Source organism: Mesorhizobium sp. WSM4904 (genome assembly GCF_029674545.1).
Lineage (GTDB): Bacteria > Pseudomonadota > Alphaproteobacteria > Rhizobiales > Rhizobiaceae > Mesorhizobium.
On the sequence record NZ_CP121354.1, the window covers coordinates 4,452,709 to 4,467,789 of the forward strand.

The following is a 15,081-nucleotide window of genomic DNA, read 5'->3' on the forward strand; positions in this document are numbered from 1 at the left end:
AAACAGATCAGTTTCGCACAACTAACGCGTCCGGCGCCCCATGCGACCATGCCGCCTGCAGCAGGTCGTCGATACTGCCATGGCCATTCGGATAGACGTTGACCGCATACCAGTCGTTGCCGTCGAGCTCGGTGCGCTGTATCTCGGTCCTGCCGAACGGCTCGAGCGCCGCCGCCACGCGCTTCGCCTCGGCGGCATCGTCGAAGGAGCCGGCGGCGACATAGTCCGAGGCCGGCGCCTGCCCCTGCGGGTTGGATTTCTTCCACGACTGCAGGATGTCGGCCGGCGACATGCCGCTGCCGTCGAGGGCGGCAAAGACGTCGGCGCGACTGACGCGCTCATCCGCATAGGACAGCGAAGCCATGGCGAAGGGCGAGTTCGGCGGCAGCCTGAACTCCGGCCGCAACCCCGGCCGCTCTGGCACGATCGGCCCGAAATCCGGCAAGGTGACATCGCTGGCGCCCGGCGCCTGCGCCGACATCGCCGGTTGCACGGTCGGCTGCTCCGACAGTCCTGGCTGCGCGGCGAAAGCCTGTCCCGAATTGGTCAACTGGCCGGGGAACGGAACGGCGGCCGGAGGCGCGTCCGTCTGCATGCTGGGCGACGGGCCGTTCATGGCGACCATCACGCCGGTCGGCAAACCGTCGGACGGATCGGGTCTGTTGTTGCCCGGGCGGTAGGAGGCCATCAGGTACTGGTCGTCATTGCCGTCGAGCGGCGCCCGGCCGACATATTCGACCTTCACCCTTGCCGTGCCGACCTTGTCATAGTCGAGCATTTGCGCGGCACGCTGCGAGACGTCGATGATGCGGCCCTCATGATACGGGCCGCGATCGTTGACGCGCACGATGACCGAGCTGCCGGTGTCGAGATTGGTCACGCGGGCATAGCTTGGCAGCGGCATTGTCGGATGCGCCGCCGTCAGTTGCGCCGTGTCGTAGACTTCGCCATTGGCGGTCAGCCGGCCATGGAAGGCATCGCCATACCAGGAAGCCAGGCCGACCTTGGCGTAGTGCCTGTCTTCCTTCGGATAATACCACTTGCCGCGCACCTGATAGGGCTTGCCGAGCTGGTCGCGGCCGCCGCCACGCCGCATGAAGGCAACGCGCGGGCTCGCCTTCACGCCATATTCGGATTCGGCGAAATATTCCTTGGAGCGTGGTCGCTTGTCGACCATCCCTTTCGGTTGCGGCGTGGACGTGCAGCCGGCAAGCAGCACCGCCGACAGGGCGCACAGTGCGAAAGCAGGAGCGCGACGAAGACGCGGGCGCGCCGAAGTCTGCATGTTTTCGATTGTCCCCTAGTCTCGCCGCCACCGGTCGGAGCAAAGCGCTCGCCAATGCCAGCAACACCTTGATCCCCAATCCCTTTGTGCACAGGAATTGTTTATCACGATGTTAATCGATTATGGCCGCAACAGGGCGAGATTATGGCAGGCCCCGTTCAAAGGCCTGATCCGAGGCGACGCTCGGCATCGGCAAGGACTCCCGCCTTCAACGGCGCGGTTGACATGTCTTGTCGCCCCACACTAGAGCAGAGCATCCGGTCTCCGCCGCCAATGCGGCCAGTTGCGACCGGGCATTGGAGGGATGGCCGAGCGGTTTAAGGCACCGGTCTTGAAAACCGGCGTGGGCGCAAGTTCACCGTGGGTTCGAATCCCACTCCCTCCGCCATACGCCGCCGATTGCCCGCTATGGTGCGATATTGCCGCCGATCGCCGCATTCCACCGGGTGAGATACGAAGCCACCAATTTTATGCTACAGCCCGATATATCTTGAGCGCAGCGACGGCAGTTTTCGACGCCATCTCGGTCATTTGCGAGCTTCTAAATCAATGGCAGCCTTTGGCCCAAAGCGGACGGTTCCTGACGACGGTCTTTGGCTCGCGGACGCGACTGCCGTCTGTTGGGGCGAAGGTTATGGCTGCTCCGCTCTCCATGCTGCTAAAGGCAAATCGTGGATGGACCGGTAAGCTTGCGCGATGTTGCGCCGCTGGTCTTTCCGGTTCCACGAATGCGGCGACCGTCTGCATTGTAATGTAGACATTCCGGGTCTCAGAGGCTCGAATAGGGCTTGGGCCATTGTCCGAAGTCCAACCTTGGCTCCGCTGAGTGTCATGGCGATGGATGGGGAGCATCGGCAGGAGCGTCTCCAGTCAACAGGACAGTGCCCTCGCCCCTCTGGATCATTGCCGGCAGGGTCGCGTTTATCGATCGCAGGGAATTTGACGGTTCCGGCATAGCGGTGCACCGATGCGGTCACCGCTATTCCGTCTGCCGGGTCGAGCCGCTCGGCTACGAGGGACTTGCCGCTCGCCCTCAGAGCCTCGATCTGCGCCGAGAGTTTTTCGGGACGGCGGGATGTTAGTATGAGGTCGTGGCCCTTGGCTGCGAAAGTGCGGGCCGTTTCGATGCGATGCCCGGACCGGCTCCGATCCAGAATTCGCCATGGTCAGACCATTGTCGTGATGATGCGATCGAACATCCGATCGCTGAGGAGGCGGCGCAGCCGCAAGACCGTGCCAGCCATGTAGCCGGTGTGGTAGCGTGTTCTCGGCCTTGGCGCCGCAATGGCCTTGAGTATCGTGGTCGCCACCACTGACGGATCCGAGAGGCGCGAATTGGAATAGGTCGCTAGCATGCCGTCGGCTGCCTTGTTGGCCGCCGCCGCGTAGGCTCCCGTTCCCGAGGTCTTCTTCAGATTGTCTGCAGCGATATGCCCCCACTCGGTCTTGATGCCGCCAGGCTCGACGATTACGACGTCTATGCCAAACGGCTTGGCCTCGAGGCGAAGCGAGTCCGACCAGCCTTCGAGAGCGTGCTTGGTGGCGTGATACCAGCCGCCGAATGGGGTGTAGACCTTGCCGCCGATCGAAGTGATGTTGACGATCTTGCCGAATCGGTTCGCTCGCATTTTCGGCAGGACTAGCTGCGTCAGCCGGGCCAAGCCAAAGAGGTTGACCTCGAACTGCCGCCGCCCCTCATCGACCGGGACATCCTCAATGGCCCCGTAGGAGCCGTAGCCGGCGTTGTTGATGAGGATGTCGACCGCACCGTGCTCAGAGACGATCCGGTCGACGGCTGTTACCATATCCTCGTCTTTGGTTAGATCGAGAGCGACCACTGTTGCTCCGGCCCGTGCGAGGTCCTGCATCTGCTCGACACGACGGGCGGCGGCGTAGACCGCGTAGCCCGCGTCGATCAGCTTGAGGGTTGTCGCCTTGCCGATGCCCGACGACGCGCCGGTAACGAGGGCGGCTTTCTTCCTTGAATTGGATGAGCGGGCCATGATGGCACCTCCCGTTGCTTGGGGTGGGTAGCCGGCCGAACCTATTGGCCCAGAGCCGGCTCAGGGTCAGTTGGCGAAGTCGGTGGCGTAGGCGACGGCCTTCTGGGAGGTTCCAGTGATGAGCCAATTTTTCGGAGACATGGAGCGTTCCTACTTCACGCAGCGCTCCCATCGAGCGCACCATAGAAGTAGGAGGATGTGTCCCGGCGTTCATTCACCGATGGCGACACTTAACTGGCAGATCGCGCCATTGTGCGAAGCTTCAGTGTACGCTTTCCTGCCGGGTCTGGCGCCACTGGCTTGGGGTGATGCCCTCCCATTCCCGGAACACCCGGTAGAATGAACTCGTATCCTGGTACCCCAGCATGTAGGCGATCTCGTCGATCTCGAACGAGGATCTGGCGAGCATATCCCGGCCCAGTTCCCGCCGCGCCTCCTCCAGCAGCTGCCGGTAGGTTGCGCCGTCCTCGGTGATGCGTCGCTGCAGGGTGCGTGCGCTCATTCCCAACTCCCGCGCCACATCGGCGATGTCGGGACGGCCGCTCGCCATGCGGCGCTTCAGCACGACCCTGACCTGTTCACTGGTGGAACTGTTGGCAGTGATCTCCTCGAGCGACGACGCCAAGGCGGGCGTCAGCAGGTCGAGGAGTTCCGGGTTGTGTCCGGGGAACGGACGGTCGAGATCGGCCGAGCGGAGGTGCATGGCATCGCGCGTCGCGCCGAAACGGACCTCGCAGCCGAAATATTTGCGGTGCCGTCCGTTCTTGGGGTCCGGCTGCACCAAGTCCACGCGGACCGGTGCGATGGGGCGGCCAGAGCCCCGGCGCCCCAGTTCGAGGAGCGCCGCGAACGCCGAGTCGATGCAGATGGCCGGCGGCTGCTCGGTGGCAATGAGCCACGCTGGCACGATGCTCTCCATGTCGTCAGCCCGCAGGAAATCCAGCCTCTCCGGTCCGCACAGCTGTTTGAAGCGCGCGACGCGCAGCAAGCCGTCACGATAGTCCCGTGCGTAGAAGGCCATCAGTATCGGCGGCGGATTGAGTGCGGTAGGGGTCTTTTCGGCCAGGGTAATGCCGAGTGCGGGCTCGTCCGTGAGCGCCTCGACCGCACGCCAGAGCGCGAAGAACTCTCTGGTCGTTACGACGGCCTTTTCCTCGACGCGCAGCGTGGCCGGCAGCCGTGCCTGACGCAGCACTGCCGACGGCGATATGCCGTGGCTTTCCAATGCGCGCCACAGGGCGGGCGGCAATTTGCAGCGATCAGGACCATGGGACATAGCGACGCTCTTCCATATGCGCGACGCTCTTCCATATGCGCCGCTTAGGCTAGCACGCTAGTGCCGGGCGGGCATTGCCAATCGCGCCATATAAGTCGCAAGTCGCGCCAACCTGGCCACCATCGAGCGCCAAGTGTCGGTCGAGAGTCCGCTATCTGGCGCGAAGCGGCCGTTGCACGTTGGAGAGCCGCCCGTCCGCTAACCACCCCATTGCAGCCATTCGCTCGCGCCCCAATCCTAGAGAGGGCTATAGCGTAGACGTAGTTCTCTGTTTCGTCGCTCTCCGCCCGCCAAGTCAACAGTTGCCAATGCGCTTTTGGGCTTAGTTAGCAATTGCTGAAATCCGCAAGGTTGGCGCCAGCCAGCCGTGCTAGATGGCGGCGGTCATCCACCGGAGCACAGCCATGACCTCCCCCATTGGAAGCCAGCAGAACGCTGGCGCAGTGCAGCGTACCGCCAGACTTCCGGCATCACCCGAGGCGAGTTTTCCCGGCAAGAGCGCTGAGAGCGTCGGTCATCTGGCGAAAGCCTCCGTTTTGGAGACGGGCGACAGCGAGCCGGGCGCTCAAGGTCGGGCAGCATCGAGGATCGCTCGGATGGATGTCACGGTGCTCGCCCCGGCCGGCTCGGGCGATAGTCAAGTGTCCGACGCGGTGGCGGCCGATCAGGACGCAGCAGAGAACGCTATCGGCTGATGCGACACCAAAGGCAGTCGGCCTAAGTTGCGTCACGGCGGACATTTTTTGATCCGTTGGCTGCCCGGCGAAGTCGAATCACGAGCCGGTGAACACAATCCGGAACCGATCTCACAAGCGCGTGCGTTTGGTTGATTTCTCAGACAAAATATGCTGCTTCTCGCGCCTATGAAAAAGCTCTGCCTGATGGTTCTGGCGTCTCTGACGCTGGCCTGGCCGGCCAAGGCGATGGACAACGCGCTGCGCGCCGGCCTGCTGAAACTCGATCCGGAGACCCGTCTCGAACAGCGTTGCGACGCCGAAGTGCTCGACCGGATCAGCCACGACGACCACAAGTACAAAGCCGACCGGGTCGTGGCCTATGCCTTCGCCACGCCGCAGGTGAGCGCCGATGCAATCAGGAGCCCCGGCGCCGCCTTTCGCAGCAAGGGTCAATGGTTCCGGCTGAAATTCAAGTGCCAGACCGCGCCCGATCACATGCAGGTGCTGCAGTTCCGCTACAAGATCGGTGACGAAATCCCGGAAACCGACTGGGCAAAATACAATCTTTACGACTAGTCGGCCGCTTTTTCAGCACCCCCGCGTTCGACTGGGAATTCTTTGTGCCGGCCGCGGACACGTTTCCAGTCACCCCTGTATCAGTGTCTTGACGCTGATACACCGTGCCTTTAGGCCCCGTCTGGACAATTGGCGACGCTCGTTTGAGGCAAGGATTTCTAGTTTATGGAAATATTCACTGCCGCAGGCCTTTCAGCCCTTCTCCAAGTCGTAGCGATCGACCTCGCGCTCGCGGGGGACAATGCAATCGTGATCGGCCTTGCCGCCGCCGGCTTGCCGGCCGATCAGCGCAAGCGGGCGATCCTCGTCGGCATTGCGGCGGCAACCGTCCTTCGGATTTTGTTCGCTTTGATCACGCAATGGCTGCTGAGCATCGGGCCGATGCTGCTCATCGCGGGCGGTCTGCTGCTCTTGTGGGTGTGCTGGAAAATGTGGCGCGAGCTGCGCGTCAGCCCCGAAGACGAGCGCGACGCAACCGAAGCGCTGTCGAACGACGACTACAGCAAGGATGGGAAGATCGCCGGCAAGGGACCGCGCAAGACTTTCTCGCAGGCCGCATGGCAGATCGTCATCGCCGACGTCTCCATGTCGCTCGACAACGTTCTGGCCGTCGCCGGCGCCGCCATGAAGCACCCGACGGTGCTGGTCATCGGCTTGGCCTTGTCGATCGCGCTGATGGGCTTTGCCGCATCCTTCGTCGCGCGCCTGCTGCAGAAATACCGCTGGATTGCGTATGTTGGCCTGCTGATCATCCTTTACGTCGCGATCAATATGCTGCTCGAAGGCGCCGTGCAGCAGTTTCCCGACCACTTCGCCTTTCTGGCGCCCTGGTTCGGGCAGGACGGCCACTGAACCTCCTGGCGGCAGACCGCTTCGGATCGGCAACATGTAGCGCGGCCAATTGGCCGGTTTGCTTGATTGCCGAAGCGTGCTATTGCGCCGCGCGAATTGGCTCAGCCGCGCACCCGAAATCGCAAGTCATGGCTTTCGCCGGATTGCCGTCCGGAATTGCGTAAGACAAATCCCCAGAGCGGGTCAGCAAAACCGAACCGCTTTATCTCTTGGAATTGCTAATGTCCGCCCCACGCGTCAGTTTCGTCAGTCTTGGTTGCCCGAAGGCGCTCGTCGACTCCGAGCGCATCATCACGCGGCTCCGCGCCGAGGGCTACGAGATCGCGCGCAAGCATGACGGCGCCGATCTCGTCGTCGTCAACACGTGCGGCTTCCTCGATTCGGCGCGTGACGAGTCGCTCAACGCCATCGGCTCAGCCCTTTCCGAAAACGGCCGCGTCATCGTCACCGGCTGCCTCGGCGCCGAGCCGGAGGTCATCCGCGAGAAACACCCCAATGTGCTGGCGATCACCGGCCCGCAGGCCTATGAGAGCGTGATGGCGGCGGTGCACGAGGCCGCTCCGCCGAGCCACGACCCGTATGTCGATCTTCTGCCGCCGCAGGGCGTGAAGCTCACGCCGCGCCACTACGCCTATCTGAAGATATCGGAGGGCTGCAACAACCGCTGCACCTTCTGCATCATCCCGGCGCTGCGCGGCGACCTCGTCTCCCGCCCGGCGGCGGACGTGCTGCGCGAGGCCGAAAAGCTCGCCAAGGCCGGCGTCAAGGAAATCCTCGTCATCTCGCAGGACACCAGCGCCTACGGCATCGACATCAAATACCAGACGAGCCTGTTCGGCGATCGCGAGGTGCGGGCGAAATTCCTCGATCTCGCCGAGGAGCTTGGCCGGCTAGGCATCTGGATACGCATGCACTATGTCTACCCCTACCCCCATGTCGCCGACGTCATTCCGCTGATGGCGGAGGGAAAAATCCTTCCCTATCTCGACATCCCTTTTCAGCATGCCTCGCCGCAGGTGCTGAAGAACATGCGCCGTCCCGCCCATGGCGAAAAGACGCTGGAGCGCATTCGCGGCTGGCGCGAGATCTGCCCGGACCTTGCCATCCGTTCGACCTTCATCGTCGGCTTCCCCGGCGAGACCGAGGACGATTTCCAGATGCTGCTCGACTGGCTGGACGAGGCGAAAATCGACCGCGCCGGCTGCTTCAAATACGAACCGGTCAAGGGCGCTCGCTCCAATGAGCTCGGCCTCGAACAGGTGCCGCAGGAGATCAAGGAAGCGCGCTGGCACCGCTTCATGCAGCGCCAGCAGAAGATCTCGGCAACGCAGTTGGCCAAGAAGGTCGGCAAGCGCCTGCCGGTGCTGATCGACGAGGCGCACGGCACCTCGGCGAAGGGCCGCACCAAATACGACGCGCCCGAGATCGACGGCTCCGTGCACATCCAGTCGCGCCGGCCGCTGCGCGCCGGCGAGATCGTCACGGTCAAGATCGACCGCGCCGATGCTTACGACCTCTACGGCTCGGCGGTATGACAGCCGCGCGAGCGTAGCCATCCTCTCGTGAAAAAGGGCGCCTTCTGGCGCCCTTAAACTTAATGGCCCTCAATGGCCCTCGGCTTCAGCAGCCTCGTCAGAGCTTCGTAGCCTCGATCGCGGTCAGGGAACGGTCGATCGCCTGATCGAGAGTCTTATCGAGGCGCGTGCCCGTTGCGATCGCCGACAGCCGAGCCGCAAATCCCAGATGGAAGTCGACAAACCACTCGGGGTGCGGCTCCGGCTCCGGCGAAAACGGGCCCCACCACGGCGGAAGCTTCGGTATCTTCGGCCGCGTGGGGCACCAATCGTCAAGGTCGCTCAACACCGCCTTCATATCGAGCCCACCTCGCTCGGCCACCCAAGCGGAGCGGACAAACTCGTCGGCAACCGCGGCGCCCAGTTCATGCGGCGGGAGCGGCTGTGGATTGAGTGCGACGCGCACCCCACCTTGTGGTCCGTGCGGGATGACATCGTAGATGGCGGGAAAGCGTTTCCCGATAATCGCCAAAAGCTTTTTATTCAATTGCATAAGACCCCCTTCCGCGGGCGCATGTCACACCAGCCGATTTCGTCTGAGTTGCGCGGTCAGCATGGAAGTAAAAGTCGGCGGCGTATGTGAAAGCGGTTACGGAACATGCAAAATGTTGCTCAAATCTAGCAAAGGCGGCGAATTCATAAAATATGAAGCGAAGTTTATCTTGAATACTTGGCGCGCAAGGCGGTCGAACGATCTTTAGCCGACTGGCAAAGCCAGGGACAATTCCCGCCCAGAGGCGGAAAAATCTTGCCAATCGACCTTACAAACGAGAGAGGGCGCCACAAGGCGCCCTCTCCGGTTCGAAACGTTCGTCGCCGTTTACTGCGGCAGCTTGTCGTCGATACCCTTGACGTAGAAATTCATGCCGAGAAGCGTGCCGTCGTCGGCAACCTCGCCGTCCTTCAGCCAGGGCGAGCCGTCCTGCTTGGACACCGGACCGGTGAAGGGGTTCCAGCCGCCGGCGATCTTCTTCGTGGTCGCCTCGGCCATGGCCTTGACGTCGTCGGGCATGTTCGTGAAGGGCGCGAGCTTGACGGCGCCGTCCTTGATGCCGAGCCAGACATTATCCGGCTTCCAGGTGCCGTCGAGCGCCGCCTGCACGCGGCTGATGTAGTACGGCCCCCACTCGTCGGTGAGCGAGGTCAAGGCCGCGTTCGGTGCGAACTTTATCATGTCCGACGACTGGCCGAACCCATGCAGCTTACGCTCCTCGGCGACCTGCAGGGCGGCGGTCGAGTCGGTGTGCTGGACGATGATGTCGGCGCCCTGGTCGAACAGCGCCTTGGCGGCGTCCGCTTCCTTGCCCGGGTCGAACCAGGAATTGACCCACACGATCTTGACCTTGAAGTCGGGATTGATCGACTGCGCGCCGAGCATGAAGGAGTTGATGCCCATCACGACTTCCGGGATCGGGAAGGAAACGATGTAGCCGGCCAGCCCCTTCTTCGATTCCTTGGCCGCGATCTGGCCGAGCACATAGCGGCCCTCATAGAAACGCGCGTTGTAGATGCCGAGATTGTCGCCGGTCTTGTAGCCGGTCGCGTGCTCGAACATCACCTTCGGAAACTTCTTGGCGACCTTCACCTCGGCGTCCATGAAGCCGAACGAGGTGCCGAAGATGATCTTGCACTTCTCGCGCGCCAGGCGCTCGAAGGCGCGGTCGGCATCAGGGCCTTCCGAGACGTTTTCGAGATAGGCGGTCTCGACCTTGTCGCCGAGCGTCTTCTCCACCTCGAGGCGGCCCTGGTCGTGCTGGTAGGAATAGCCGAAGTCGCCGATCGGACCGGTATAGACCCAGCAGGCCTTCAGCTTGCCGGCCGCCTCGGCGGTCGCCGCCAGCGACAGGGCCGCGGCGGTGGTCATAAGCGCAATAAGCAGTTTTTTCATCGTGTTACCTCTCTGAGTTAAGCCTTGGAGCTTCCCGTCTTTTTGTTGTCGTCAACGATCCGGAACGAATGGCTGCCCCAACGAAGCCGGCGTGTTCATCATCGTTAGCCGCTTGTTGCGCGAGATTAGAACGAGAACCACGATGGTTGCCAGATAGGGCAGCGAAGAAAGAAACTGCGAAGGCACGGGAATGCCAAAAGCCTGTGCATGAAGCTGGCCGATCCACACGGCGCCGAAGATATAGGCGCCCGCCAGCACCCGCCACGGACGCCAGGACGCAAACACCACCAGCGCCAGCGCGATCCAGCCGCGGCCCGCGCTCATGTTCTCGACCCATTGCGGCGTGTAGACGAGCGACAGGTGCCCACCGGCGAGCCCGGCGCAGGCGCCGCCGAAGATCACCGCAAGATAGCGGTAGCGGATAACCTTGATGCCGAGCGCATGCGCCGAAGAGTGGCTGTCGCCGATCGAGCGGAGCGTAAGGCCGGTGCGCGTCTTGAACAGGAACCACATCACGGCGGCAGTAAGCGCGATCGATAGGTAGAACAGCGGATCCTGGCCGAAGATCAGCTTGCCGACGACCGGGATCGAGCTCAGGCCGGGGATGTCGAGGTTCGGCAGCCTGACGCCGGGCTGACCGACGAAGCTGGTGCCGATCATGCCGGAGAGGCCGAGGCCGAGCAGCGTCAGCGACAGGCCGGTCGCCACCTGGTTGGTGGCCAAGGACAGCGTCATGACGGCGAAGAGCAGCGAAAAAAGCGCGCCGACGATGATCGCGGCAAGCAGCCCGATCCAGGGCGATCCGGTGAGATAGCCTGCGCCGAAGCCGCCGACGGCGCCCATGATCATCATGCCTTCGACGCCGAGGTTGAGCACGCCGGAGCGCTCCACCACCAGCTCGCCGATGGCAGCAATCAGGAGCGGCGTCGCGGCGGTCGCGATGGTCAAAAGGATGTTGACGGTGATGTCCATCAGCGTGCCTCCTCCAGCTTGGGCGCGGCCTCGAGTTTCGGCGCGGCAAAACCGATCAGACGAATGCGGTAATGAATGAGCGTGTCGCAGCCGAGCACGAAGAACAGAAGCATGCCCTGGAACACCCGCGCCACCTTGTCGGAGATGCCGAGCGCGGTCTGCACCGCCTCGCCGCCGAGATAGGTCAGCGCCAGCACCAGGCCGGCGGCGACGATGCCCAGCGGATTGAGACGGCCGAGGAAGGCGACGATGATGGCGGTGAAGCCGTAGCCGGGCGAGATCACCGGCTGCAGCTGGCCGATGGCGCCGGACACTTCCGAGATGCCCGCCAGCCCCGCCAGCGCGCCGGACAGCAGGAAGGTGAAGAACACCATCTTGTTGAAGCCGAAGCCGGCGAAGCGCCCTGCCCTCGGGCTAGAGCCCAGCACGCGGACCTCGAAACCCTTCAGCATGCGGCTCATCATCAGCCAGATCGCTATCGCCGCGACCAGCGCGAAGACGAAGCCCCAATTGGCGCGGCCAGCATCCGGCATCAGCTCCGGCAGGACGGCCGCGTCGCCGAACTGGATGGTCTGCGGAAAGCCATGGCCCTGCGGATCGCGCCAGGGTCCGCGCACCAGCCAGTCGAGGAAGAGCTGCGCCACATAAACCAGCATCAGGCTGGTCAGGATCTCGTTGGTGCTGAAGCGGGTCTTGAGCAGCGCCGGGATAGCCGCGTAGAGCGCGCCGCCCACCATGCCGAGCAAGAGCATCAGCGGCAGCACCAGCGGACCTTCGAATTCGGGGAACAGCACCGGGATGATCGAGCCGAAGATGCCGCCCAGGATGAACTGGCCTTCGGCGCCGATGTTCCAGATGTTGGCCTTGTAGCAGACCGACAGGCCGACGGCGATCAGGATCAGCGGCGCCGCCTTGATGGCCAGCTCGTGCAGCTGCCAGACCTCGCTGACCGGCTCAATAAAGTAGACATTGAAGGCGTTGAACGGATTGACGCCGAGCAATGCGAACATGATGGCGCCGGCGACCATCGTCAGCGCGAAGGCGATGAAGGGCGACAGCACCGAAAACAGCGCCGAGCGTTGCGGACGTTTGACGAGTTCGAGGCGCATCATGCCGTCTCCAGCGTGTGTTCGGCGTGGCCGGGCTCGGCCCCGCCCATCAGCAAGCCGATCTTTTCGAATGTGGCCTCGGCAATCGGCAGCGGCGCGGACAGCTGGCCATTGTGCATGACCGCGATGGCATCCGACAGTTCGAACAATTCGTCGAGGTCCTGGCTGATGACGAGAACCGCCGAGCCGCTGCGGGCAAGCTCGATGAGCGCCTGGCGGATATGGGCGGCGGCACCGGCATCAACGCCCCAGGTCGGCTGGTTGACGACGAGCACGCTCGGCTTGCGGTCGAGCTCGCGGCCGACGATGAATTTCTGCAGATTGCCGCCGGATAGCGCCGCGGCCTCCGGATCGGGCGCGCTCTTGCGCACGTCCATCGCGGTGATGATGCGCTGGGCGGCGCTGTAGACGGAAGCGTTCTTGACCATGCCGCCGGAACCGACGAAGGACTTGCCGTCGGTGGCATGGCGCGAGAGCAAAAGGTTCTCTGAAAGCTTCATCCTGGGCGCCGCGCCGTGGCCGAGGCGCTCTTCCGGAACGAAGGCGGCACCCATCAGGCGCCTGCCGGTGATCGAGAGCCCGCCGGCGTCCTTGCCGCGGATGCGCACCGAACCGGCATCCTGCTGCAGCACCTCGCCGGAAACGGATTCGAAGAACTCGCCCTGGCCGTTGCCCGCGACGCCGGCGATGCCGATCACCTCGCCGGCACGCACGGAAAGATTGATGTTTTTGAGCGGGATGGCGAAAGGCGTCGCCGGCTTGCGGGTTAGCCCGCGGATCTCCAGCAGCGCCGGCGCGGTCTCGATGCCTTCCGCCGGCGCGCGTACCACCGGCTTGACCTCGTTGCCGACCATCATGCGGGCAAGCGACGCGGCCGTCTCCTGGCGCGGATTGCAATGGCCGACGACCTTGCCGTGGCGCAGCACCGTGGCGCGGTCGCAGATGCGTTTGACCTCTTCGAGCCGGTGCGAAATGTAGAGGATCGACTTGCCCTCCGAGCGCAGCCGCTCCAGCGTCTCGAATAGCTTGTCTGCCTCCTGAGGCGTCAGCACGGAGGTCGGCTCGTCGAGGATGATGAGCTGCGGCGTCTGCAAGAGGCAGCGGATGATCTCGATGCGCTGGCGCTCGCCGACCGAGAGGTCGCCGACCAGCGATTCCGGATCGAGCGGTAGCCCGTAGCTGTAGGAGAGCGCCCTCGCCTTCGCGGCGATGGTGCTGATCGGCGAGCCGTCGTTGAGCGAAAGCGCGATGTTTTCGGCCGCCGTCAGCGCCTCGAACAGCGAGAAATGCTGGAAGACCATACCGATGCCGAGCTTCTTGGCGACGCCTGGGCTGGTGATCCTGACGGGCTTGCCGTCCCAGAATATCTCGCCCGAATTCGGCTCGAGCGATCCGAACAGCATCTTGACCAGCGTCGACTTTCCGGCGCCGTTCTCGCCGAGCAACGCGTGGATCTCGCCCTTCGCGATGTTGAGGTCGATGTGATCGCACGCCGTCAGCGTGCCGAAAATCTTCGTAAGGCCACGAACCTCGAGCAGGTTCGCCCTGTCATGATTTGCACTCACAGTGCCTCCCATCCAGTTACCCGGATATGTTCTGTGTTCCCGATGGTATGGTATGCGCGGCCGGCTTCCGTCGGAAAGCGCCACCCAACTTGAAAGAGCTTCAAGAATTCCAGCGGAAACTCAAGGGGGTAAGATATACCTATTGAGGGTGCAGGAAAGGCTGGCTGGCTTTTCGGGCAAAGCGTGCCTTCACGCTTGGCAAGGCGCTGAAAAACAAGGCGGCCGGCTGTCGCCCGAAAGTGGGAAGCGGTTTCGGGATAAAGACATGCTTGAAAGCGCGTGGAGCGAATCTGAAAAGATCGCGACGCGCTTTAGGGAATGAGGACGGTCGTGCCGGTCGTCTTGCGAGCCTCGAGATCCGATTGCGCTCGTGCCGCATCCTTCAGCGCGTAGCGCTGGTTGATCTTGATCTCGACGGCGCCGCTCAGCACCACATCGAAGAGAGCCTCGGCCGACGCCACCAGATCCTCGCGCTCGGCGTTGTAAACGAAGATCGTCGGCCGGGTCGCATAGAGCGAGCCTTTTTGCGCCAGAAGCGACATCGAGAATGGCGGGATCGGCCCCGACGACTGGCCGAAGCTGACGAACATGCCGAGCGGTCTCAGGCAATCGAGCGAAGCGGGAAAAGTATCGTTACCGACGGAATCGTAGACGACATCGCATTTCTTGCCACCGGTGATAGCGGCGACGCCGGCGACGAAATCCTGCTCCTTGTAATTGATGACATGGTCGAAGCCATGCGCCTTGGCGAGCTCGATCTTGTCGCTGGAGCTTGCCGTGCCGATCACGGTCGCGCCGAGATGCTTTGCCCACTGGCCCAGGATGAGGCCGACACCGCCGGCCGCGGCATGGTAGAGGATCGTGTCGCCGGCCTTCACTTTATAGGTGCGGCGCAGCAGATATTCCGCCGTCATGCCCTTCAGCATCATGGCGGCCGCCTGCTCGTCGCTGATGCCGTCCGGCACCTTGACCACGCGATCCGCGGCGATCACCCGTTGCTCGCAATAGGCGCCGACATTGACCGCGTAGGCGACGCGGTCGCCGGGCTCCAGCCAGTCGACGCCGGCGCCGACGGCGAGCACCACGCCGGCCGCCTCGCTGCCCGGGACCAGCGGGAAGCCGCCCGGCGGCGGATAAAGGCCCGAACGGTGATAGACGTCGATGAAGTTGAGGCCGATCGCCGTGTGCCTGATCAGGATCTGACCGGCGCCCGGCTGGCCGGGATCGGCATCCTCATAGACCAGAACCTCGGGGCCGCCATGGGCGTGAATGCGGATCGCTTTGGACATCGCTCAATTTTCTCG

Annotated in this window: 13 protein-coding genes and 1 tRNA gene; 5 read left to right on the plus strand and 9 right to left on the minus strand. The window is 63.2% G+C overall.

Annotation, left to right across the window (positions count from 1 at the left end):
• Window positions 1-7: 7 nt before the first annotated feature.
• Entirely contained in the window at window positions 8-1,285 is a 1,278-nt protein-coding gene (locus QAZ47_RS21425; RefSeq protein ID WP_278230639.1) for a septal ring lytic transglycosylase RlpA family protein, read from the minus strand.
• A 298-nt stretch (window positions 1,286-1,583) separates the two neighbouring features.
• On the opposite strand from QAZ47_RS21425, the gene QAZ47_RS21430 reads away from it, so the two are divergent.
• Window positions 1,584-1,673 (plus strand) — tRNA-Ser (locus tag QAZ47_RS21430).
• 778 nt (window positions 1,674-2,451) lie between these two features.
• Here QAZ47_RS21430 and QAZ47_RS21435 read toward each other — a convergent pair.
• Both QAZ47_RS21435 and QAZ47_RS21440 read right to left on the minus strand, forming a co-directional pair.
• Complete coding sequence (locus QAZ47_RS21435; protein ID WP_278202676.1) at window positions 2,452-3,288, minus strand: oxidoreductase; 837 nt, start codon at window positions 3,286-3,288, stop codon at window positions 2,452-2,454.
• A 262-nt stretch (window positions 3,289-3,550) separates the two neighbouring features.
• On the minus strand, window positions 3,551-4,564 hold the full coding sequence (locus tag QAZ47_RS21440; RefSeq protein ID WP_278202677.1) for an AraC family transcriptional regulator: 1,014 nt from the start codon (window positions 4,562-4,564) through the stop codon (window positions 3,551-3,553).
• A gap of 404 nt (window positions 4,565-4,968) precedes the next feature.
• On the opposite strand from QAZ47_RS21440, the gene QAZ47_RS21445 reads away from it, so the two are divergent.
• The 4 genes from QAZ47_RS21445 to rimO all read left to right on the plus strand — a co-directional run bounded on the left by QAZ47_RS21445 (window position 4,969) and on the right by rimO (window position 8,204).
• A complete protein-coding gene (locus QAZ47_RS21445; RefSeq protein WP_278230640.1) occupies window positions 4,969-5,259 on the plus strand; it encodes a hypothetical protein in 291 nt (96 codons plus the stop codon).
• Window positions 5,260-5,409: 150 nt separating this feature from the next.
• Window positions 5,410-5,817 (plus strand): DUF930 domain-containing protein, encoded by a 408-nt coding sequence (locus tag QAZ47_RS21450; protein ID WP_278230641.1) that lies wholly within the window; start codon window positions 5,410-5,412, stop codon window positions 5,815-5,817.
• A gap of 165 nt (window positions 5,818-5,982) precedes the next feature.
• Complete coding sequence (locus QAZ47_RS21455) at window positions 5,983-6,669, plus strand: TerC family protein (RefSeq protein ID WP_278230642.1); 687 nt, start codon at window positions 5,983-5,985, stop codon at window positions 6,667-6,669.
• Window positions 6,670-6,890: 221 nt separating this feature from the next.
• Window positions 6,891-8,204, plus strand: coding sequence for a 30S ribosomal protein S12 methylthiotransferase RimO (rimO, locus tag QAZ47_RS21460; protein ID WP_278230643.1), 1,314 nt, complete (start codon window positions 6,891-6,893; stop codon window positions 8,202-8,204).
• A 97-nt stretch (window positions 8,205-8,301) separates the two neighbouring features.
• Here rimO and QAZ47_RS21465 read toward each other — a convergent pair whose 3' ends face one another.
• The 6 genes from QAZ47_RS21465 to QAZ47_RS21490 form a co-directional block, all read right to left on the minus strand.
• The gene (locus tag QAZ47_RS21465; RefSeq protein WP_278202682.1) at window positions 8,302-8,736 is read right to left on the minus strand and encodes a hypothetical protein; all 435 of its coding nucleotides are present in this window, start codon (window positions 8,734-8,736) and stop codon (window positions 8,302-8,304) included.
• A gap of 327 nt (window positions 8,737-9,063) precedes the next feature.
• The gene (locus QAZ47_RS21470; protein ID WP_278230644.1) at window positions 9,064-10,131 is read right to left on the minus strand and encodes a BMP family ABC transporter substrate-binding protein; all 1,068 of its coding nucleotides are present in this window, start codon (window positions 10,129-10,131) and stop codon (window positions 9,064-9,066) included.
• 51 nt (window positions 10,132-10,182) lie between these two features.
• On the minus strand, window positions 10,183-11,103 hold the full coding sequence (locus QAZ47_RS21475; RefSeq protein WP_040971178.1) for an ABC transporter permease: 921 nt from the start codon (window positions 11,101-11,103) through the stop codon (window positions 10,183-10,185).
• Window positions 11,103-12,215: an ABC transporter permease gene (locus tag QAZ47_RS21480; protein ID WP_278202684.1), complete on the minus strand. Its 1,113-nt coding sequence runs from the start codon at window positions 12,213-12,215 to the stop codon at window positions 11,103-11,105. Before QAZ47_RS21480 ends, QAZ47_RS21475 begins: the two co-directional genes overlap by 1 nt.
• Complete coding sequence (locus tag QAZ47_RS21485) at window positions 12,212-13,789, minus strand: ABC transporter ATP-binding protein (protein WP_278230645.1); 1,578 nt, start codon at window positions 13,787-13,789, stop codon at window positions 12,212-12,214. The genes QAZ47_RS21480 and QAZ47_RS21485 overlap by 4 nt, the downstream gene beginning before the upstream one ends.
• Window positions 13,790-14,088: 299 nt before the next feature.
• Window positions 14,089-15,066, minus strand: a complete 978-nt coding sequence (locus QAZ47_RS21490; RefSeq protein ID WP_278230646.1) for a quinone oxidoreductase — start codon at window positions 15,064-15,066, stop codon at window positions 14,089-14,091.
• Window positions 15,067-15,081: the final 15 nt, after the last annotated feature.

Bases quoted from the DNA above. Each gene is read 5' to 3' on its own strand.
- QAZ47_RS21425 (WP_278230639.1), bottom strand. From the start codon at position 1,285: ATGCAGACTTCGGCGCGCCCGCGTCTTCGTCGCGCTCCTGCTTTCGCA.
- QAZ47_RS21435 (WP_278202676.1), bottom strand. From the start codon at position 3,288: ATGGCCCGCTCATCCAATTCAAGGAAGAAAGCCGCCCTCGTTACCGGC.
- QAZ47_RS21440 (WP_278202677.1), bottom strand. From the start codon at position 4,564: ATGTCCCATGGTCCTGATCGCTGCAAATTGCCGCCCGCCCTGTGGCGC.
- QAZ47_RS21445 (WP_278230640.1), top strand. From the start codon at position 4,969: ATGACCTCCCCCATTGGAAGCCAGCAGAACGCTGGCGCAGTGCAGCGT.
- QAZ47_RS21450 (WP_278230641.1), top strand. From the start codon at position 5,410: ATGCTGCTTCTCGCGCCTATGAAAAAGCTCTGCCTGATGGTTCTGGCG.
- QAZ47_RS21455 (WP_278230642.1), top strand. From the start codon at position 5,983: ATGGAAATATTCACTGCCGCAGGCCTTTCAGCCCTTCTCCAAGTCGTA.
- rimO (WP_278230643.1), top strand. From the start codon at position 6,891: ATGTCCGCCCCACGCGTCAGTTTCGTCAGTCTTGGTTGCCCGAAGGCG.
- QAZ47_RS21465 (WP_278202682.1), bottom strand. From the start codon at position 8,736: ATGCAATTGAATAAAAAGCTTTTGGCGATTATCGGGAAACGCTTTCCC.
- QAZ47_RS21470 (WP_278230644.1), bottom strand. From the start codon at position 10,131: ATGAAAAAACTGCTTATTGCGCTTATGACCACCGCCGCGGCCCTGTCG.
- QAZ47_RS21475 (WP_040971178.1), bottom strand. From the start codon at position 11,103: ATGGACATCACCGTCAACATCCTTTTGACCATCGCGACCGCCGCGACG.
- QAZ47_RS21480 (WP_278202684.1), bottom strand. From the start codon at position 12,215: ATGATGCGCCTCGAACTCGTCAAACGTCCGCAACGCTCGGCGCTGTTT.
- QAZ47_RS21485 (WP_278230645.1), bottom strand. From the start codon at position 13,789: ATGGGAGGCACTGTGAGTGCAAATCATGACAGGGCGAACCTGCTCGAG.
- QAZ47_RS21490 (WP_278230646.1), bottom strand. From the start codon at position 15,066: ATGTCCAAAGCGATCCGCATTCACGCCCATGGCGGCCCCGAGGTTCTG.